General features: G+C 57.2%; 19 protein-coding genes and 2 pseudogenes. 13 read left to right on the top strand and 8 right to left on the bottom strand.

From position 1 onward, the window contains the following. Positions 1-30 precede the first annotated feature (30 nt). The 4 genes from ATU_RS25295 to ATU_RS25310 all read left to right on the top strand — a co-directional run bounded on the left by ATU_RS25295 (position 31) and on the right by ATU_RS25310 (position 2,511). Positions 31-936, top strand: coding sequence for an SDR family oxidoreductase (locus tag ATU_RS25295; RefSeq protein WP_010974548.1), 906 nt, complete (start codon positions 31-33; stop codon positions 934-936). A gap of 138 nt (positions 937-1,074) precedes the next feature. Further along, positions 1,075-1,740, top strand: coding sequence for a TetR/AcrR family transcriptional regulator (locus ATU_RS25300; protein WP_197970164.1), 666 nt, complete (start codon positions 1,075-1,077; stop codon positions 1,738-1,740). Then, positions 1,733-2,095 carry a DUF3817 domain-containing protein gene (locus ATU_RS25305; protein ID WP_010974550.1) on the top strand — a complete coding sequence of 121 codons (363 nt, stop codon included), beginning with the start codon at positions 1,733-1,735 and terminating at the stop codon, positions 2,093-2,095. Before ATU_RS25300 ends, ATU_RS25305 begins: the two co-directional genes overlap by 8 nt. Next, the gene (locus tag ATU_RS25310; protein WP_010974551.1) at positions 2,092-2,511 is read left to right on the top strand and encodes a CopD family protein; all 420 of its coding nucleotides are present in this window, start codon (positions 2,092-2,094) and stop codon (positions 2,509-2,511) included. Before ATU_RS25305 ends, ATU_RS25310 begins: the two co-directional genes overlap by 4 nt. Positions 2,512-3,012: 501 nt before the next feature. Here the strand turns inward: ATU_RS25310 and ATU_RS26825 are convergent. Together ATU_RS26825 and ATU_RS25315 are read right to left on the bottom strand one after the other, a co-directional pair. Beyond that, positions 3,013-3,192 (bottom strand): hypothetical protein, encoded by a 180-nt coding sequence (locus tag ATU_RS26825; RefSeq protein ID WP_243823393.1) that lies wholly within the window; start codon positions 3,190-3,192, stop codon positions 3,013-3,015. Between the two features lie 23 nt (positions 3,193-3,215). Further along, positions 3,216-3,599: a TetR/AcrR family transcriptional regulator gene (locus ATU_RS25315; protein WP_243823394.1), complete on the bottom strand. Its 384-nt coding sequence runs from the start codon at positions 3,597-3,599 to the stop codon at positions 3,216-3,218. Positions 3,600-3,684: 85 nt separating this feature from the next. Between ATU_RS25315 and ATU_RS25320 the strand changes: the two genes are divergently transcribed. From ATU_RS25320 to ATU_RS25330, 3 genes are all read left to right on the top strand, one after another. Further along, the gene (locus tag ATU_RS25320) at positions 3,685-4,593 is read left to right on the top strand and encodes an alpha/beta fold hydrolase (protein ID WP_010974553.1); all 909 of its coding nucleotides are present in this window, start codon (positions 3,685-3,687) and stop codon (positions 4,591-4,593) included. Between the two features lie 100 nt (positions 4,594-4,693). Beyond that, a complete protein-coding gene (locus ATU_RS25325) occupies positions 4,694-5,617 on the top strand; it encodes an alpha/beta fold hydrolase (RefSeq protein WP_010974554.1) in 924 nt (307 codons plus the stop codon). A gap of 198 nt (positions 5,618-5,815) precedes the next feature. Continuing rightward, positions 5,816-6,910, top strand: coding sequence for a nucleotidyltransferase family protein (locus tag ATU_RS25330; protein WP_010974555.1), 1,095 nt, complete (start codon positions 5,816-5,818; stop codon positions 6,908-6,910). Positions 6,911-7,332: 422 nt separating this feature from the next. Here the strand turns inward: ATU_RS25330 and ATU_RS27020 are convergent. The 4 genes and pseudogenes from ATU_RS27020 to ATU_RS25350 all read right to left on the bottom strand — a co-directional run. After that, positions 7,333-7,479 (bottom strand): annotated as a pseudogene (locus ATU_RS27020) (PIN domain-containing protein); the annotation flags it as partial. A gap of 123 nt (positions 7,480-7,602) precedes the next feature. Further along, positions 7,603-7,746: pseudogene (locus tag ATU_RS25340) on the bottom strand (DNA-binding protein); the annotation flags it as partial. A gap of 239 nt (positions 7,747-7,985) precedes the next feature. Beyond that, a complete protein-coding gene (locus tag ATU_RS25345; protein ID WP_071241520.1) occupies positions 7,986-8,168 on the bottom strand; it encodes a hypothetical protein in 183 nt (60 codons plus the stop codon). A gap of 202 nt (positions 8,169-8,370) precedes the next feature. Further along, positions 8,371-9,678, bottom strand: a complete 1,308-nt coding sequence (locus ATU_RS25350) for an aspartate aminotransferase family protein (protein WP_010974558.1) — start codon at positions 9,676-9,678, stop codon at positions 8,371-8,373. A gap of 101 nt (positions 9,679-9,779) precedes the next feature. Between ATU_RS25350 and ATU_RS25355 the strand changes: the two genes are divergently transcribed. Then, positions 9,780-10,625: a LysR substrate-binding domain-containing protein gene (locus tag ATU_RS25355; RefSeq protein ID WP_010974559.1), complete on the top strand. Its 846-nt coding sequence runs from the start codon at positions 9,780-9,782 to the stop codon at positions 10,623-10,625. A 179-nt stretch (positions 10,626-10,804) separates the two neighbouring features. On the opposite strand, the gene ATU_RS25360 is transcribed toward ATU_RS25355, so the two are convergent. Together ATU_RS25360 and ATU_RS25365 are read right to left on the bottom strand one after the other, a co-directional pair. Next, on the bottom strand, positions 10,805-10,945 hold the full coding sequence (locus ATU_RS25360) for a hypothetical protein (RefSeq protein ID WP_162180322.1): 141 nt from the start codon (positions 10,943-10,945) through the stop codon (positions 10,805-10,807). 1,459 nt (positions 10,946-12,404) lie between these two features. Further along, positions 12,405-13,505 (bottom strand): citrate synthase/methylcitrate synthase, encoded by a 1,101-nt coding sequence (locus ATU_RS25365; RefSeq protein ID WP_010974562.1) that lies wholly within the window; start codon positions 13,503-13,505, stop codon positions 12,405-12,407. Between ATU_RS25365 and ATU_RS25370 the strand changes: the two genes are divergently transcribed. The 5 genes from ATU_RS25370 to ATU_RS25390 all read left to right on the top strand — a co-directional run bounded on the left by ATU_RS25370 (position 13,504) and on the right by ATU_RS25390 (position 19,800). Continuing rightward, positions 13,504-14,781: a citrate synthase family protein gene (locus ATU_RS25370; RefSeq protein ID WP_236762366.1), complete on the top strand. Its 1,278-nt coding sequence runs from the start codon at positions 13,504-13,506 to the stop codon at positions 14,779-14,781. The two genes, ATU_RS25365 and ATU_RS25370, sit on opposite strands and share 2 nt — an antisense overlap. A 327-nt stretch (positions 14,782-15,108) precedes the next feature. Continuing rightward, positions 15,109-15,447: a PIN domain-containing protein gene (locus ATU_RS25375; RefSeq protein ID WP_010974564.1), complete on the top strand. Its 339-nt coding sequence runs from the start codon at positions 15,109-15,111 to the stop codon at positions 15,445-15,447. Positions 15,448-15,688: 241 nt separating this feature from the next. After that, positions 15,689-16,198, top strand: coding sequence for an RNA polymerase sigma factor (locus ATU_RS25380; RefSeq protein ID WP_010974565.1), 510 nt, complete (start codon positions 15,689-15,691; stop codon positions 16,196-16,198). A gap of 86 nt (positions 16,199-16,284) precedes the next feature. Continuing rightward, entirely contained in the window at positions 16,285-17,220 is a 936-nt protein-coding gene (locus tag ATU_RS25385) for a FecR family protein (protein ID WP_010974566.1), read from the top strand. 120 nt (positions 17,221-17,340) lie between these two features. Continuing rightward, the gene (locus ATU_RS25390) at positions 17,341-19,800 is read left to right on the top strand and encodes a TonB-dependent siderophore receptor (RefSeq protein WP_010974567.1); all 2,460 of its coding nucleotides are present in this window, start codon (positions 17,341-17,343) and stop codon (positions 19,798-19,800) included. Positions 19,801-19,835: the final 35 nt, after the last annotated feature.

Here is a 19,835-nt window from a genome sequence, read left to right on the forward strand (position 1 = left end):
CAAGTGCGAAAATTATGGAAGAGACCCGAGATGACAAAGTGGACCGAAGCCAACATCCCAAATCAGCGCGGACGATCCGCCGTGGTGACGGGAACAGGTGGATTGGGTCTGGAAACGGCCCTGGCGCTAGCCCGCGCAGGATGCGACGTGACCATAGCCGGCCGCAATCCTGAAAAAGGTAGCGACGCCGTATCGCGCATTCAACGTGCCGCTCCCCATGTAACTGTAAGCTTCGAGAAGCTCGATCTTGCGGATCTCACCTCTATTGCCTTGTTCGCACAGCGGATGGAGAACGACAGGGAGAGTCTGGATCTGCTGGTGAACAATGCCGGCATCATGGTGCCACCGAAGCGGCAGGAAACTCGTGACGGCTTCGAGTTGCAGTTCGGTACGAACTACCTTGGCCATTTCGCGTTGACCGCTCATCTGATGCCACTGCTAAAAAAAGGAACGGACGCGCGCGTCGTTACCGTGTCTAGCGTCGCAGCTCGCGCTGGGAAGATCAATTTCGCCGACATCAATTCGGAAAAGAACTATCATCCAATGCGGGCCTACAGCCAGTCGAAACTCGCATGCTTGATGTTTGCGCTCGAGCTGCAAGATCGAAGCCGAGCAGCAGGGTGGGGTGTTTCAAGCATCGCGGCACATCCGGGAGTCTCTCGGACCGATCTCCTGCACAATGCACCCGGCCGAAATAGCTTGCAGGGTTTGGCGCGAACTTTTCTCTGGTTTCTGTTTCAGCCCGTCGCACAAGGCGCGTTGCCGCAGCTATTCTCCGCCACGTCGAAGGAGGTGAAATCAGGCGGTTATTACGGTCCCGATCGCCTTGGTGAGACACGCGGACATCCGCAACCGGCACGCATCCCGCCAGAGGCTCTCGATCGCGTCGCCGGTAAGCAACTTTGGGAGATCTCCCAACGCATGACCGGACTCTAGGAATATCCTGATATTAAGCTCTTAAAACAGGCTCGACGCTTGAATGCCGGCACGCAAGTTTGTCTGGAAGCTGGCCAGGTCACGACTTTCTGACCGCTGGCGATCATATATCTCGTAGAGGCTCGGAGGAAAGTCACCTTGACAAAAGAACGACCGTTCGTACTATTGTCTATGAGCTCAATCAATACCAAAGCGAAAATTCTTCATATAGGCATCGATCAGCTCAGCGTATCCGGGTTGGCCGGGGTGACGGTAGGGCAGCTGGCGAATGCGTCGGCCCTGTCAAAGAGCGGTCTCTTCGCTCACTTCAAATCGAAGGAACAGCTACAGATCGAGTTGCTAAGCGAGGCAGCCCGTATCGCAAAGCTGACGATTGTCGAGCCGGCAATGAAAGCAGATCAGGGCCTTTCGAGACTGCGTGCGGTGGTCGAGCTTTGGTTTGGATGGTCCCGCCGGGCAGGCCTGCAGGGCGGGTGCCCCCTCGCGGCCGCCCTGTTTGAGTTGGATGATGACGTCGGTGACGTGCGCGATCACGCGGCCCAGCTAACGGTACGCTGGAGAAATCTACTGACAATGCTGGTGGGCGAGTCAGTGACGGCCGGTCATTTGTCGGCTGCAACTGATGTGGCGCAGTTCATCTGGGAGCTGAACGGCATATACCTGAACCATCACGTGTCGACGCGGTTCTTCCGTGAGAAGGAAGCCGACGCACGGGCGACGTATGCCTTCGAAGCGCTGATTGCCAGGCATCGCCCTGAATCCGGCTCAGCTGTGACCGCCTGGAAGGAGTGCACCGATGGATGAAGGCGCAGAGGCGGACGCCGAGAGCGCTCTGGTCGAACTCCAACAACTGAGACGTCTTGAAATGGCATCGATCGCGGAAGCGACAACCCTCGTGCTTCTGGTGGGACTCGCTGTTCCGGCCAAGCATATCTTCAACTGGCCCGAAGGATCAAAATATCTGGGCCCCATCCACGGCATCGCTTTTCTCACGTACATGTGGATCACCCTCCAGACTTTAGCCGGAGGCGGCTGGCGGCGGCGGGATGCAGCACGGTTATTCGCCGCAGCGTTCATACCATTTGCGGGATACTTCAACATTCAGTGGCTGCGCCGTCGCACGATTTTGATGGCCACCAATATAGGTGACGGGACGTGAACGAACTGTATCCGTACATCGTGGCAGCGCATGTCACGTCCGTCGTATTCCTGGTTGGCGGCATGCTCATGCATGAGCGCCTTGTGAGGGAGATCGCTCTGCTTCCGGCCTCGAATCAATCGCGGATGCTGGGCGCTGTTCTCCGGCTCGACCGTCAAGTGATCTCTCCTGCCTTGTTATCGACCTGGACCTTCGGCTTGATCCTGGCGTTTTGGTTGGGGTGGTTTTCCTCTCCCTGGCTACAGGTCAAGCTCGTTGTGGTGACTGCCCTGTCCGCGTTACACGGGATCCAGTCCGGCCGCCTTCGGCGATGGGTCCGCGACGGTAGCGCCGCAAGAAGCACAAGGGGTGCAGGCGCTGGTATTGTCATTGCAATGGCCGCAATCGCATTGCTTGCGATCGTAAAGCCATTCTGATCGAGATATCTTTGCTACGCGGATCAGTGATCCCAGCTCGAGTCGACCCTGACCTTAGGAACAAGATCAGCCGACTTCTGCTGCTCAGCGCGGTTCTTGAAAGGCAACTCGGCGGCCGTATTGTCCGCGAATGGGGCAGGGAGGGCTTGTGTCTCCTTGTCGGATTGCCATCCCTCGACCGCGTGGGGCAAGGCCTCAAGTCAAATCCATAAGGCCAAGGTCAGCCTTGGTCTAGCGGCTCACCCGGCGTGCATGGCAGCGGAAACCACCGTGCGAAATTGCGGGAACTCATGAAGCCTAAACCACAAGTTTGCGAGTCTTGCCGACACTATGGGCGGCCAAGAAGGGATGACGCGCTGAAAATGGTCAATACTCCCTGGGTCAGGCGCGGTGGGTGAGCGGCGATTGACCCTTCAGATGGCAATGTCTGCTTCGGTGCAGGGGGGCGTAGTACTCGCTCGCAATTTCAAGCGGTACGATCGCGGCGCGTGCGGCGCTCGATTAACCGGTTCGCTGGATCCGCAATGCTTCTTGAATCACCTCTTCCAGTTCGCTACGCGTGGCGCCATCTCGAGCCTGAACGGACATGCCCTGAAGTACAACGGCGAGAAATCGGGCGAAGGATTTCGAACGTTCCGGATCGAGCCACCGACCCAATGCTTCAGCAATCGCATCCCGCATCGCGTCTCGGCGCTTCGACACGGTTAGAGCGAGGGGGCGTGTTCTTCCGCGCATTGGAGCATGCCGCTTGAGACCATGCACCCTCTTTCACCCCCAGGATCGGTCACGGCATCAGCGCCTTGACGCAAAATAGTCGCCACAACTTCATCCAGTGTCGATGCTGCATCCAGGTTGAGAAGCGCGCCGGGAATTCCGCCATATCGGTCCAGAGCCTCGCGATATAACTGCGCTTTGCTCCCGAACGCAGCATAGAGACTTGGCGGCGCAATCCCGATCGCCGTCGTCAGGTCATTGAGCGACACGCCTTCATAGCCGTGCCGCCAGAACAGCCGCATAGCAATGTCGATCGCCTCTTCTCGGTTGAATGTACGCGGCCCGCCGCGCCGCCTTTTGACCTGCTTATCCATAGCGATCACTAAAGACTGCTTGACGGAAGAAATCAAGTGGATAGTTTGTAGTGATCGCTAAACGTAGCAAATCAGGAGAAGCTTTGTGGTTGAGTATCGTTTCGTAAGGACAGCAAGGCACGTGTTTGCCGCCGTCGTACTGCTGGCGGCGTCGGCTGCCGCGGCTGCCGACAAGGAATACACCGTCCAATCGTCCGATGGTGTGGTGATCGCCGTTGAGGAAACCGGAAATCCGACCGGCCAGCCCATCGTGTTCGTCCACGGCCTGCTCGGCAGCCGCATCAATTGGGACAAGCAAACGACCGACCCTGATCTGCAAAAGTTTCGGTTGATCACCTATGATCTCAGGGGGCACGGGCTTTCAGGAAAGCCGGATGACGCAGAGGCCTATAAGGACGGTCATCGGTGGGTGGACGATCTCGCTGCGGTTCTGAAAGAGAGCAAAGCCAAGAACCCCGTTCTGGTCGGCTGGTCTCTGGGGGGCGTGGTACTCTCGAATTACCTTGCCGCTCATGGCGACGCCGGGATCGGCGGTCTCATCTATGTCGATGGTGTCATCGAGATCAAGCCCGACCTCATCACGCCACACCCGGAGGTTTATGCTGGGCTGGCGTCAAAGGACCTGCGGACGCATCTTGACGCTGTGCGGACCTTCCTCGCGCTCTGCTTCCAGACGCAGCCGGACCGGTCAACATTCGAACGGCTGCTTTCAAACGCAGCCACGGCGTCATGGGTGATGACGCGCACAGTTCCCTCGATGACAGTCCAGGCAGCAGAGGGCCTGCCCAAGGCAAAAGTGCCGGTTCTGTTGATCTATGGCGGTAAGGACGATCTGGTGCGGCCAGCGCCGAGCATTGCCCGCGCGAAATCCTTCAACGGACAGATCAAGTCTAAGATCTACGACGACTCCGGTCACGCGCCTTTCCTCGAGGAGGCGGCCCGGTTCAATAAGGATCTCATCGATTTCACGACATCGACGCAAGGCGGCAAGTGACACAGGGAGCCGGCATGAAAGAGCGCCCAGCTTTTACGTCATATCGCAAGGCGTTGATGACTTAGAATCGCCGAACTACCCGTCGGAGAAAGATGATGAGATGAGAGATTCAGACAACGTCGGAGATAGCATCTTCTACCCAGGTTGGCGGCCATTCGAGATGGAGGCGGATGGCGTCCAGTTCAGTGGCGTGATTGGCGGATCCGGGCCGCCGCTCCTTCTTCTGCACGGGTTCCCCGAAACGCATATTGCCTGGCGTCGCATGGCGCCCGCTCTCTCTCGCGAATACAGCCTCGTCATTCCGGACCTGCCGGGCTATGGCAGGAGCTTAATTTTAGATCACTCTGAACGGTTCACCAAACGCCGGGCGGCAAGGGCTGTGTCGTCACTTATGACCGCCTTCGGTCACAAGACATTCGGCGTGATCGGTCACGACCGCGGCGCCCGCGTCGGTTATCGTCTGGCCCTCGATCATCCAGACCGGGTCAGGGGATTCGCATCACTGACCGTTATTCCCACTCTTGATGCCTTGGCGTCTGTCGATCACGAATTCGCTCTAAAAAACTTTCACTGGTTTCTGTTCGCGCAGCCGGATGACCTTGCTGAGCATCTGCTTGATTTGGACCCGCGCGGCTATCTTGAACGGGTTCTGGCCAGGATGACGGAAGGACGTGATTTCCTGAAGCGCGAGGCCACTGAAGCCTATCACGAGGCATTCAGCCGACCGAGCGTGCGGGAAGCCATCATCGAAGACTATCGATCTGCGCTACGCGAGGACCTGGAACATGATCGGGCTGATCGCAGGGATGGACGTAAACTTCGATGCCCTGTTTTCGTCTCCTGGCCCGAAAGAGGAAGTCGATCCGACCGCGGAAGCCCGATCGAAGTTTGGAGGCGGTGGGCGGACGAGGTCACAGGCGGAGCAACATCTGGTGGTCATCTACAGCCGGAAGATGCGCCTGATGAGGTTCTGGCGATGCTGATACCTTTTCTGAGCAAAAGCTTTCTGCCTGGTCGCGCTTAACCGCAAGTTATGGGACTGACGCGTGGTACAGCCCCGTAGAGTTGGCCAGCGTAATAAATTCAATCACTTTAACGGATTTATGGCGATGAGTGCAGGTTCGATTCCTATCAAGCCGATAAAGCCGCGTTCCTCATTGCGAGCTATCCCCGCAAGCGTTATACTGTTTTTGAAAAACAGTATAACATCGGAATCGAGCTTATGAAATCCGTTGATCTGATGTACCAAACTATGCTCGCCGAGCTAGGTCAGCGCTCGCTCGACGCTGCTTGGACGGCCGATTTCCCGCCGGAGGGTCGATTCACCCCGGCGAACATCAAGGGACGGAAGTATTGGTATTTCGACATCCCGGATGGACACGGTGGTACGAAACGTCGTTATGTTGGTCCTGCTGATGATCCGGATATAGCTCAGCGCGTATCTGATCATAAGCGGGACAAGGACGATCTACGCGCTCGCAGGCGGTTGGTAAATACCCTGACCCGCGAAGGCGGGATGATTTCCCCCGACGCGATGTCGGGCGATATCGTCGAAGCTCTAGCCAATGGTGGTCTCTTTCGACGTCGTGGCGTTCTCATCGGCACGGTGGCCTTTCAATGCTACTCAGGGCTGCTGGGCGTGCGCCTTCCCATGGCTGCCATACTGACCGGCGATGCGGACATCGCTCAGGATTATGCCATCAGTCGAGAAGTTGAAGATTGTCTGCCTCCGATCGTGGAGTTGCTGCAAGAGGTCGACGCCAGTTTCCGGCCCGTCCCACATAGATCGGGAGCAGCGGCTTCGTCGGCATTTCAAAATGCCGACGGCTACAGGGTGGAATTCTTGACATCGAACCGAGGCTCGGACGACTACATCGATCAGCCGGCGAAGATGCCCGCCCTTGGCGGCGCCAGCGCGGATCCACTACGCTTTCTCGATTTTCTCATCAGGGAACCCGTAAGGACAATACTGCTCCACCGAAGCGGCATCCCAGTCGTTGTCCCCGATCCAACTCGATATGCGGTCCACAAGCTCATAGTCGCCAGCCGCCGCCACATTGACGGGCAGGGGTCAGCGAAGCGCGAGAAGGACATTCGCCAAGCCGCGCTACTTTTTGAGGCACTGCAGCAGACAAGGCGATCTGCCGACTTGGCCCTCGTCTACAACGAAGCGTGGGAGCGTGGGCCAGCGTGGCAAGAAGCTATCCGAGTCGGGGCGGGGATGCTGCCGGCACCAGATGCGGACCGGTTCAAAACGGTCCTAATCGGCGGTGCAAAGAAAAACCGAGAAGATATTGAACTTCCGTTTAGCGAATAGACCGCCCTCGCATTGAACGCCAGGCTGCCGAGTTCATTCGAATCGCGCAGAATAATAAGGTCCAATTCCGCTCAAGAGCGAGACGACGGCAGTGCGGACGACGGACGCGTACATTTTGCACGCATGCCTGCAATGGGCTGACGACGCAGCCATCACACTATGCGGCCTCCCACACCTGATTGAGGATCCGCGCCACCAATGCTGCTTTGTCCTGCGGCAAAAAGCGCCCGTAGTGCTGCTGCACGACGTCTGGCGTGTCCTGGATGGCATAACTTGCCTGCCGCATGGAGATCGGTAAGGAAATCATCTGGCGACTTGCTGGTCACACCATGGGCGAGAAGGTCTCTCGCGGGAAAGTCCTTCAGGTTCCAGGTTACGATCACGGAGGCCCTCGCTGAAATGGCGGCTGCCAGAACATGTCGATCGTCGGGATCCGGTAGCGTGAGATCCGCAATCAACGGGTGATAGTCCGCCACAACAGCCTCTGGAGGGCCCCCGTTCATCCGGTCGCGCGTGGCTTCCAGACGGTCGATGGACAAACCTGGTGTGTTAGCGGCGAGATTGCGCATCCACTCATTATGTATCTCGTCGGTCCAGCGTGCCTAGACGAGACCGGCGAAGGCGCATTGGATCAGAATGTTGCGCAGGTGGAAGGGTAGAGGACGCAGGCATCGTGGACAGCGACTGGCGGATTAGAGGCCATAGGTCTCGATCAGGTCCTCTGTATCTTCGGCTAGCGCTTCAATCGCCGTCTGTCGTTTGTCGAGCTTCGACTTCAACGCGAGCACCTCCTTAAGGAGGGCGCGGCGGTGTTTGCCGACGTAGCGGAATGGCAATCTAGCTATTCAATCCCGGGCAACATTGCATAAACATGGGACGAAGAAAGATAAGTGATGTGGCGATTGAGGCACGCGCTTGGTAGATCTGGCTTGATTCCGTTCAAGGCGAAGTCGTGTTGGAATTGCTGGGTCCCAGGTTCGACTATCAAAAGCAGACAGGCATGTACTCGCCGGGTCACTCTATGATCCCGGTGCCCAGAACGCCTATTTTAGTGCGAGCATGCGACCGCCACCACTTAGTCCATTGCGATCGCGACGAGCGGCAGGACGGGCAATCCGAACTGTCCTTCTCGTCTGCCAGCCGCCCGCATCACCAAGTCGCGCCGGCTGCTGTATAGCTGCTGCAGGAGGATCAAGTTCATCGGAGGAAGCATCGGAAAGAGGAGGACGAGAACGGCAAGCCGCAGATTGCCGTCCATCGGAGCACTCTCTGAATACCGGAGCAGGTCGCGACCAGAGACAATGGTCGCCGCCACCGACGACGCGAAGAGAGAGCGGGTGAACAGCGGCTACACATGCCGACTGACGCGACGGCAGCTATTGCGGCAGCCACCAGCACGACGGCATGCATCATCCGGTCGACGACCTTTCCTTTAGCGCGATCACCACACGACGGCTCGATCACGCTCCTGAGGCAGCCTGAATGGAATCGGACATGATCTCGATACCGTGGTCGATTTCCTCGTCTGAAACTGTCAGTGGCGGCGCGATGCGAAACACACCGCCCATTCCGGGCAACTTGACGATATTCATGCTCAGTCCCCTCCGCATCGCCTCTTCCATGATTTTAGCACCGAGAGCGAACCCAGGCGCTTTCGTCTGCCGGTCCGCGACGATTTCCAGACCCATCAGAAGGCCGCGGCCGCGCACATCGCCCACGCATTCGAATCTCTGTTGAAGGGAGACAAGTCCGGCCCGCAACCTTGCGCCACGCCCGATTGCAGCAGCGAGAAGGCCTTCTCGCTCGACAACGTCCAGGACAGTGACGCCGACTGCGGCCAGAAGCGGATCAGAGACGTGCGTGGTGTAGAACAGATATCCCTTCTCGAAGGCCTTCTGCTCGATAGCCTCGGTCGTCATCACCGCAGCCAGCGGCAAGCCGGCACCGAGTGTTTTCGAGAGCGTCAGAATATCGGGAGTGACGCCATCCCTTTGGAACGCGAACATGTGCCCGGTTCTGCCCACGCCGGTCTGAGCTTCATCTAGGATGAGAAGCATGCCCCGCTCCTCGCATTTTAGTTTGAGCGCAGCCAGATAACCTGCCGGAAGTTCCAGGATTCCACCGCTCGAGAGAATCGGTTCGGCTATGAACGCTGCCAAGCTACCAGTCGACTGATTATCGATGAGCGCGAAAGCATCATCCAGTTCGGTTTGCCAATCGTTCGTGCCATCCGGCTTTGCGAAGCGAGGACGATAAGAGTTGGGTGCGGGGATCACCAGAGAACCTGCAGCCACCGGCCCATATCCGCGACGCCCCGCGCTATAGGTCGCGGCGGCGGCGGCGCCGGTCATGCCATGCCAGCTCTGCGCGAAGGCGACCACTTCATGGCCGCCGGTCACAAGTTTGGCCATGCGAATGGCAGCCTCGTTGGACTCGGCTCCCGTCGTCAGCAGCTGCACACGATCGAGACCTGGTGCGAGCGCCGCAAGGCGCGACGCTAGTTCCACCACCGGACGCGAGAGCATGCCGCTGAAGAGATGTGCGACCGAGCGCATCTGCCGATCGACTGTCGCAACGATGTCCGGATGGGTATGGCCGAGGAGGGCGCTCATCTGTCCCGACGTAAAGTCCAATATGGGGCGGTCGTTGGCGTCATAGACGTAGCTTCCGCTCGCACGCTCGACGATGATGCTCTCGAAGCTTGGCCCGTATCGCGTCAGGTGCCTGTTTGCTTGATTCCAGAAGCTCTGTTCGTTGTTGAGAGACACGGGTCAATTCCTTCAGTTGGCGCTGAAGAAAACTACGCAGTGTTTTCTTTATGGGCAAATTGATATTATTCTATTCCGATATCAACAAAATCGATGGCCATATGACCCTTGACCTATCAGTCCTCAGAAACTTCGCAGTGGTTGCCAGGGCTGGTTCCATAAGCGTGGCATCTCAGCAAGTTGGACGCACGCAATCGACATTGAGCATGCAGATGCAGCGCCTTGAAGAGATGATCGGGCAGATCCTGCTCCATAGGAGCGGATCCGGTGTCCGCCTGACATCCGCAGGCGAAAAGCTGCTTATGCATGCGGAAGCGCTTCTTGCTCAGCATGACGAGTTGCTGGCTGATATGAACGGGGCTACTCTACAGGGCTCAGTCAGTCTCGGCTGCCCGGAAGATTACTCCATCGCTTTCCTTCCTTCCATCCTGAAGGGCTTTTTCGAACGGCACCCGGACGTCGAACTACGAATGGTCTGCGCGCCTACCACCGAGCTACGGCCGATGCTAAGAAGAAGGCAGATCGATCTCGGGATCGTCTCGCTTTCGGAATTGGCCAGTCCGGAGATCATCAGGCGAGAGGATTTCGTATGGGTGGCAAATTCGTCCAGGCCAGCTATTCTCGATCGGCCCGTCCTGCCGCTTGCCCTTTCCGCTCCTGCCACGCTTGACTACCGAGCGGCCTGCGACGTCATGGGGGCGTCAAACCGCCGGTACCGCGTCGCCTTTGCAAGCAACAGTCTCGCGGGCCTGACGGCAATCGCTCGTTCAGGTCACGCCATTAGCGTCTTCACGAGGACGGCTGTTCCGCCGGATCTCTTCGTCATAACGGACGGACTGCCGACCCTTCCCACAATAGGGCTGGCTGTGGAGCTCGGAGAGAGCCGGCCTTCGCTAATTGCGAAGGCTCTTGCCAAACATGTCCGCTCGACCCTCCCTCGCCTTTAGGGTTTGAAACCTGCATAGGACAGCCTGGACAGGCCTGGCTCTTCATTCGCTGAGACGATCAACGCGGCCGCGGTGTAATCGGATCGCAGAACGGTAAGGTGCTGGCACGGCGGATCGCCTGCGCGAGCCGGTCGTTGGTTTCCTCGACGGTTGGGATTTGTCCATATTTCACCGCCGCCCTACTGATGGTCTCGTCGATGATCCGCATGCCAGCTGTAACGGTTGCGGCACATAGGGCGTACCTCGAAGTCGGTCGGCGACATATCCGGCCTGTAAGCAATCACACGCACCATGGCGATTTCGGTCATGCGTCTTGCCATGAAGTAAGGCTCCAGCAGTGCGGGCTCGCCAAGGCACGCGGCGATGGGTATGTTCTCGAAGCTCTCTTGCCATTCAAGAACAGGGCCGCCGCCGCATTGGCAGTCGCCGAGAGAATGGATGCAAGCCTCGCTAGCGCAGTTATGGGGAAGCTTCAGTACAGAGAAGGATATGCTGATATTTCGAAAACTGCTCAAGCGACGACAATCTCGCTTTTGAAATCGGTGTGCGATCCCAAGCCAGCGGTAACCGCAGCACCTTGCTCTCCGTCTCCGCGCTGATTTCTCAGCAACTTGGTGGCCTTGGCTGTGCCGCCGTTAGGTCGACTTCCCTTTAGATGGGCGTTATTCCTATTGGCCAGCAAAACCTGTTTACGGCGGCGTCTGTGAATGAATTGTGTTGCAAGTGTTTAGCCAATCTCAGGGGCGGGGTTGACGGTTCGAATCCGCTCAAGAGCGAAACGAAGAGGTCATAGGTTTAGCTGGCATTTTAAACGCTCCGGAATGTATATTCGGTCGATCTGCATCCAACGGATCCACATCTAGTGAATGTGGGGAAGAACTGGCTTTTCAAAAAAGCAATGTTGGAAGGCCTTTGCGGCCGCCATAGCGAGCCCAAATCCAGATATCATTTTTGCTAGTAACAGGTCAGGCAGCGAATGGGACACTAACCAGTAAAAAGTTCCAAATGCCAAGAACGATAACGCAACGAGACTGAGGTGACTGGCGGCAACGGGGCGACGAAGGGCTACAAAGTGAAAGCCAGCGACACCTCCTACCAAACACGGGACGAGCTGCCCAAAAGTAGTCGTTGGCTTCGCGGTAATGGCGTCCAATAGACAAAATAGAACTACCAAGAATGCGGTGCTGAGCAATTGCAGAACGACGCCCCCTAAGAGGCGAGTACGCCAGGAATATCTAGGTTTGGAATGTCGAAAATACGTGACCAAGACGTTCTCCTCCGGAGTGTGTCGCCTCGACATGAGCCGCGACCGTCTTGCAATTCCTACAAACTCAACCAAAGCTGAGGTCAATAGGGGCTAAGGCTGGAATTTCTACTGTCTAAAACGGGGCGCTCCGCCCATAACTGCCGATTCTCTGATCGGCGGGGTAAGGTCGAGCTCTTTCGAGTTTTCCTGAGCCGGACGTTTGGATGTCAGTTCTCGCTTTACGGTACCCAACATCGGAAAGTCCTCTTACGGCGTCATATCGGCCGTTCGGCGGAAGACACGGCACGTCCGCCGCTGACCAATCTCAACGTGTTAGCTTATGAAAAATAACAGGGTCGATGGTTCTGATCCTTCAACTGCAAAGTGGTCTTGAGGCCGGCAGTTGGGCTAAAGCGGCCGCCGACCATCGCTGCAATTGCGTTGCTTATTATTTAGGGCTTATGAGATGTAATCTCTTTCCCGATCAAAAGTAGGCAGGTGGTATTTTCTGTTCTCCACTGCTGCGCGAAATCTCACCTTGGATGTGGACCGATATAGTGGGATTGTGGGCGAATGAGGCGGCCTGTCCGCTCCTGTTCCAAGACATGGGCTGTCCAGCCCGCCATACGCCCGGCCGCAAAGACATTGGTGAAGCTATCGCGCGGAAAACCCACCGCTTCCAGCACGAGTGCGGTATAGAATTCGACATTGGTCTGCAGAGGGCGCAGAGGCTTCTTTTCCTTGAGAAGTGCTAGTGCCGCTTCCTCCACTTTACCCGCAAAGGCAATGCGGTCGGAGCCCTCTTTCAGGGTGGAAACCGCGTGTTTCAGCACGTCGGCGCGCGGGTCACGAACGCGGTAGATCCGGTGGCCGAATCCCATAAGACGTTCTCCGCGCCCAAGCGCATCCAGCAGCCAAGGCTCGATTTCCGCCTCGGCGCCAATGGCGTCCAGCATATCCAGTACCGGGCCCGGTGCGCCACCATGAAGTGGTCCCTTCAAGGCGCAAAGCGCACCGACGACCGATGAAAACAGCCCGGCCCCGGTCGAAGCGATTACCCGGGCAGTGAAGGTGGAAGCGTTCAGCCCGTGATCGGCAACGGTGGTCAGATATGTATCAAGGGCGCGCACTTTCTCCGTAGAAGGCAATGTGCCGGACAGCATTCGCAGGAAATCCGCAGAATGGGTAAGTGACGCATCGGGTGCTATCGGTGCAAACCCCTGCCTGTTGCGGATGATGGCCGTGGCAAAGACCGGCACGGCTGCGACAGCCACTAAGTGATGCGGCGTGGTTTCATCATCCGGCAACCATGACAGCAGAAGGCGCAAGGCCTCGACGGAGGTGAGGGCGGCCAGGCCCGGAAATAGAAGCTGCATGAGTTCGAATGCGCGCAGCCGCGCCTTCCCCAGTTGCGAACGAATGTCTTCGGCTGTGATCTTCGTCGCCGTCTGCCCGGACCACAGAAGTTCAAGCACCTGTTCGAAAGACCAGTCAGCCAGCTCCGCCAGATGATGGCCTCGAACGACAAGCTCGCCCGCCTGGCCGTCTACATGACTGAGCATAGTTTCGGCGGCAACGACATCATCAAGGCCGGGAGCCGGGTTCTTGCCGACAAGAGCGGGGGTGGCAGACATGGTCAATCTCCTCATTCAACGTGAAACATGCTTGAGGATGCTGTGGTACACATATATGGTCAATCTTGATTTATATAATCAATACGAGATCATCATGCGGCATTCCGACAAGTTCATGACCGCCGATCGCGCTGCGGCCGAGTTGGGCATCAGCCGTGCAACGCTTTATGCCTATGTAAGCCGTGGAATGATCCACACGAGCGACGCAGCCGATGATCCGCGCCGCAGGCTGTACAGCGCACATGACATCGAAGCGCTGAAGAAGAGAAAAAACGTTGGACGGCGTCCTCGGCAGGTGGCTGCGGCTGCGCTTGACTGGGGGTTGCCCGTGCTCGAGTCCGCCATTACCGAAATTGCGGAGGGCCAGTTACGTTATCGCGGTCAGGACGCTCTTGCTCTTTCGCAGGCGGCGAGCCTTGAGGACGTTGCCCGGCTGCTATGGGACTGCGGCGAAGTTGATCCATTCGATGATCTAAAAGCTGCCCCAACGCCGTGGCCACAGCCGGTACTCGACTATGTCAGAGATCTGCCACTGACAGAGCGGTGCCAGGCGCTTCTCCCTCTTTTGGAAGCGGGCCGGGTGACCACCTGGCGGCGTGACAACCGGCGTCTTTGGCCTGGTGCCGCAGCCTTGTTGCGGGGCATCGCCGGTGCCTGCATCTCAAGCCAACCGAAGACGCAAGCAGTTCACCTGTCCCTCGCGGACGCATGGCAGACGGACGCGGCAGGTGCGGATCTCATTCGCCGGGCCCTGGTTCTACAGGCCGATCACGAACTCAATACCTCGGCATTTGCGGTGCGCGTCGTAGCTTCGACGGGCGCATCGCTGGGGGCGTGCCTGAATGCGGGGCTTTCCGCGCTGAGCGGCCCCCTGCATGGCGGCATGACAAGCCTTGTCGAAATTTTATTCGACGAGCTGGATCGATATGGGGATGTCGAGCGGGTCATCGACGAACGCTTGCGTCGGGGTGAAGCCATTCCCGGCTTTCGTCATCCGCTCTATCCAGACGGCGACCCTCGAGCGACTGGCCTGTTGCTCTATCTCCCGCCGGATGCTCAACGCGACGAGCTTCTGCAAATGATGAACGATACTACCGGGCAACTGCCCACCTGCGATGTGGCGCTCGTCAGCCTCCGGCGAAGCCTGAAGCTGCCTCGCGGTGCGGCGCTTGCACTTTTTGCCGTAGCACGAACTGTCGGCTGGGTCGCCCATGCACTGGAACAGAAGCTGGATGACAAACTCATTCGACCCCGGGCCCGTTACATCGGGCGATAGGCGCTCACTACAAAAACGCTGGAGCGAGGTCAAAACTTGGAAGCATCGGCGGCTATTTGAACCGCGTGAGGATTTGATCGTGATGGTTACGGTGCACACCCACTACGGCAGTTCATGCTAGCGACCGGTTTGGCGAGCCGCGCCAACCTAATGAAATTCGCAAAGTTGATGAGGCAGTTGCGGAGGGCGATGCCGTTGCAGATCGACATCCGTGCCGGCGGCGAGGTCCATTATCTCAGATCTGGAATATGATCGAACCCGGCCCAAGGAGGATTTTCTTTTTCCAAAAAGGTCGTCAGGTTAGTGATCGATAGGAATGAGAGCCTGATGGAATACGACGCAGTAACTTTCGATACGCAGAAGGTACGAACCAACGGCTTCAACTTTAACACCGGTCTTCTGAACGAGCTGAAGAAGCTAAGGCATGACAGGTTTCAGGTAATTGTTTCAGACATAATTCGATCAGATATACTGAAGCAGCTCTCCGAATACACACAGCAAGTAACGATTCAGCTGAATACAGCTATCAAAAAGGCGAACGAGCTCGGCATAGCGTCGATTAACAACCAGCAAAAGGTCGACCCGCGGCATGTCGCCACATCGCAACTCCGCAAGTACTTTGTTTCGCTAGGTGCACTCGTCGTATTGGTCCCTCCAATCTTATGAAGCATTACTTCGCCGGTCTTCCGCCATTCGCGTCTAAATTGGTGGTTACGCTGCGAAGGTGGCGCGGCTGTGGGACACTAACGTTTCCACAAGCCTGAAAAGGCACCCTCCGATCGACAAGACAAAAATCTTCTCTGTGTTCGGAACAGGCATAACATGAGTTTTCTTCTCTACTATTGCCAGCTGTTGTGCGAACCGGTATTGCGTCGAAAACAAATTCGGGCGAGCAAGGAGCGAAGGGATGGCAAGTTACGACGACGAGCTTGTGGCAGCTTTTTCGCGCAATGAACGCCGGATCAAACGTTACCTCATCAGCAGAACCCGTTCGCAGGCAGACAGCGATGATCTCGCTCAGGAAGCTTGGATCAAACTTGCCCGCAATGGCGCGGCGGCGTTAGCCGCGCCCGTTCCCTATCTAATGCGGATCGCGCGTAGCCTTGCGGTCGATCACGACCGCGGGCAGAAACGCAAACTCACCTCCAACGACATTGATGTTCTCATGTCTGTCGCCGACGAACAGCCGGGACCGGAGAAGCAGTTCGAAGACCGGGATCAGGTGCGCTGCCTGATAGAGATCATCGATGAACTTCCAGAACGCCAGCGCAAAATGCTGGTTGCTTGCCGGCTCGACCAGCGCCGCCATGCCGATATTGCCGCAGAATTTGGGGTCTCGATCCGCACGGTCGAGCTGGAAGTCCGCAAGGCAGTCGACTATTGCAGGGAGCGGCTCGAAACAATAAATCGAGCCTGAAGCTTCGGCTTCTCATTTTTCAATCGTTGATAGTTTTAGAAACAGGTATAGGCAGCATCCTGTAACGAACACGTATAAGGGAGCGGATGTTGGACGAGAATTTCGAAGCTCTCAGGCGCGAAGCGACAGCCTGGATCGTCCGCATCACGTCCGGTACGGCAACCACCGAAGATGCCGAGGCGCTTCTACGCTGGCGCTCCCGCAGCGACGCTCACGAGCAAGCCTTCCAGCAGTCGGCACGGCTTTGGAAAAATCTCGGATCAGCGCTTGGTGAGACCAGAAAGACATCTGCCTCGACTGTCACGCGGCGATCCTTTATCGCCGCTGGAAGTGTTGCAGCCGGTGCAGCGGGCGTAGGGGTCGTCCTGTCGGAGCTCGGATTTCTGCCGTCGGTAGACGCCATGCTCGCTGATTACGCCACCGGCGTCGGCGAACAGCGAACGGTCGAACTCGTTGATGGATCGACGGCCATTCTCGACGGTGGCACGACCCTTTCCCTTGACTACTCCCCATCAAGCCGGCACCTCGTGCTAACATCAGGAGCGGCGGTCTTCGATGTGGTCCACGATGCCGCGCGACCCTTTGTGGTGACCGCCGCCAATGGTGATACGACGGCAACTGGAACGTCGTTTTCGGTTAAGCATGGCGAGGAGGATGTCTCGATTGAGTGTCTCGAGGGACATATCACCGTGCAATGTCTGGGCGATAGCCAGCTAAATGGCGGCGAAGGCATCAGCTATTCCCGGGCTGGGCTTGGTAAGAAAGTCGCTGCCGATATCGAGACGGCGGCGGCGTGGCGGCGTGGCCTGCTGATTTTCGAGGACCGCCCGCTTGCAGACGTTGTCTCGGACCTCAATCGCCATCGGCGCGGCAGGGTGGTGATTGCAAGCAGCGATCTCCGCTCACGCCGGATGTCCGGGGTGTTTCACCTTAATCGTCCGGACGAAATCCTCGCGCATTTGGAAGAGACGTTGCAGGTTCGCCCCGTCAGTCTCGTTGGTGGAATCGTGCTGCTGCGATAGCCGGAAATTTTCTTCAAAAAAATCGAAGAAAAAATTTCGGGTTTTCAAATTCGGATCGTTCTTCCTGGTAGAGGCCGCGTCAAGGGATGGCGCGGCGACGACTGGCATGGGGACATCGGAATGGGGCAGTTCAACGTCGGCAAGCAAGGCCGTGAGGGCAAGGCAATAAACAAATGGCGAATTGCCCATCTGTCTGCGTCCATCGCATTTTCGGCGCTCGCCATGACCTCGTCCACGGTCTTCGCACAGCAAAGCGTCAGCTACTCTATTCCTGCCGGTTCTCTTGAGCGCGGCCTGATACGGTTCGGCGCTGCAAGCGGCATCCAGGTTCTCTACAACAGTGCTGTCGCTAACGGACGGGACACTGCCGGCATCAGCGGTCCGCTTTCTCCGGAGGCGGCATTGCAGGGGCTCCTCGCCAATACGGGTCTGACATACCGTTTTACCGGTCCGAAGAGTGTAACAGTCGCCGACCCGGCACCGGCACCGGGTGCTGTCACGGATGAAAGCGCGACAATACTACAGACAATTACGGTACAGGGCGCTGAGAGCGCCTATGGTCATGTCGATGGCATTGTTGCCAGCCGGTCCGCAACGGGAACGAAAACCGACACGCCGTTGATTGAAGTTCCGCAATCGATTTCCGTCATCACCGCCGATGAAGTGAAAGCCCGAGGCGCTGAAACGATCAAGGAAGCGGTAAATTATACGGCGGGCGTCCATGTCGGCGGCAGCAGTGCCTCGACCCGCGCGTTTGACAACATCGAGATACGTGGATTCGCGCCAACGCCTCTCTATCTCGACGGCACTTATCTGCCCTATATCGGCGATCTCGGTGGCTCACCACAGATCGACCCTTACCTGCTCGAGCGGATCGAAGTCCTGAAGGGACCATCTTCCGTCCTCTACGGCCAGAACTATCCCGGCGGCATGATCAACATGGTCAGCAAACGGCCAACGGACAAGCCATTCAATGAGGTTGTTGCAGGAACCGGCACGGACGGCCGAGCCTACGGTGCATTCGATTTTTCCGGCCCCGTGGCCGGTAACGATGCTTTCCTCTACCGGCTGACAGGCGTTGCAACCCGCACCGGGACGAATATCGACTACACCAAGGACGAGCGATTCATGCTGGCGCCCTCATTCGCGCTGAAGCCGGACGAGGACACCACCTTCACGTTCCTATCGCATTATCAAAAGGACAATGGCGTCCCGGACTACCAGCCCTTGCCATACATCGGAACGGTGAAGGCTGGGCCTTATGGAGCAATCAACCGTGATTTCTTCACCGGCGAGCCCGCCTACAACGGCTATGACAGGGGCCAGGCCGTCCTTGGCTATGAATTCAAGCATCAGTTCGACGACGTCTGGTCGATCCGACACAACGCGAAATATATCTCCGTCGATGATTCCTACCGGACATTCTTTAGCGGTGGTTATGTCGAGACGGGCGGCGTGACCGACTATACGAAGATGCGACGCAACGCGATCGACTATTCGTCGAACAACCAGGTTTTTGCCACCGATACCAATCTCCAGGCCGAGTTCTCGACCGGTGAGGTTGGGCACACAGTCATCGTCGGCACCGACTACAAATGGTTCCGCAATGATTATACGGGCCGTTATGGCTTTGGCAACACGCCGCTGGATGTGTTCAATCCTCGCTACGGATCTTACAGGGAGCCAACGGTCGGCGCCCGTTGGGACAACAGGATCAGCCAGCTGGGCCTTTATGCCCAGGATCAGATCAAATGGGACAATTGGATTTTGACGCTTGGCGGCCGTTATGATTGGGCGTTGCAGACCGACAACGACATCCTCTCATCGACAATTGGCAAAAAGACCGACACCGCATTCACCGGCCGCGCGGGGCTCATTTACCTCTTTGACAATGGCTTTGCGCCTTACGTCAGCTATTCCACTTCCTTCATGCCCTATTCGGGGTTTGACGGGCAGAACAACCCATTCAAGCCCACGACCGGTGAGCAGTGGGAGGTCGGACTCAAGTATGAGCCGGTTGGTTACGATGCTCTGATCACGGTCTCCGCGTTCGATTTGAAGCAAAAGAATGTGCCTACCTATGATGAATTTACCTATCTTCCGGCGCAGACAGGCGAAATTCACGTCCAGGGTATCGAGATCGAAGGCAAGGCAACGGTGTTTGATAGCCTTGATCTGATTGCAGCCGCCTCCTACACGGATTCGGTCTATTCTAAGGCGGATGACGGAACACAGGGGAACAAGGTTCGTTTCATGCCTCCGGTCAACGTATCCCTTTGGGGCAAATACCGGATCGAAGATGGTCCGCTCGAAGGGCTCGGGTTTGGCGCCGGGGTGCGTCACTCAAGCAGCGGATATGGCGATGCAGCCAACAGCTTCAAGTATCCCGCCTACACGGTCGTGGATGCAGCATTGTCCTATGACTTTGGCAAGCAGAATCCCAAGCTGGAAGGCCTGGAACTGAACGTGACGGCCCAGAACCTGTTCGACAAAACCTATGTGAGCGGGTGTAGCAATATAAACTCCTGCTTCTATGGAAAATCGCGGGCGGTCTATGCCAACCTGAGCTACAAATGGTAAGTGAGCACGCTATTGTTCTCACCTCTTAAAATAGC

This window comes from Agrobacterium fabrum str. C58 (genome assembly GCF_000092025.1).
Taxonomy (GTDB): Bacteria; Pseudomonadota; Alphaproteobacteria; order Rhizobiales; family Rhizobiaceae; genus Agrobacterium; species Agrobacterium fabrum.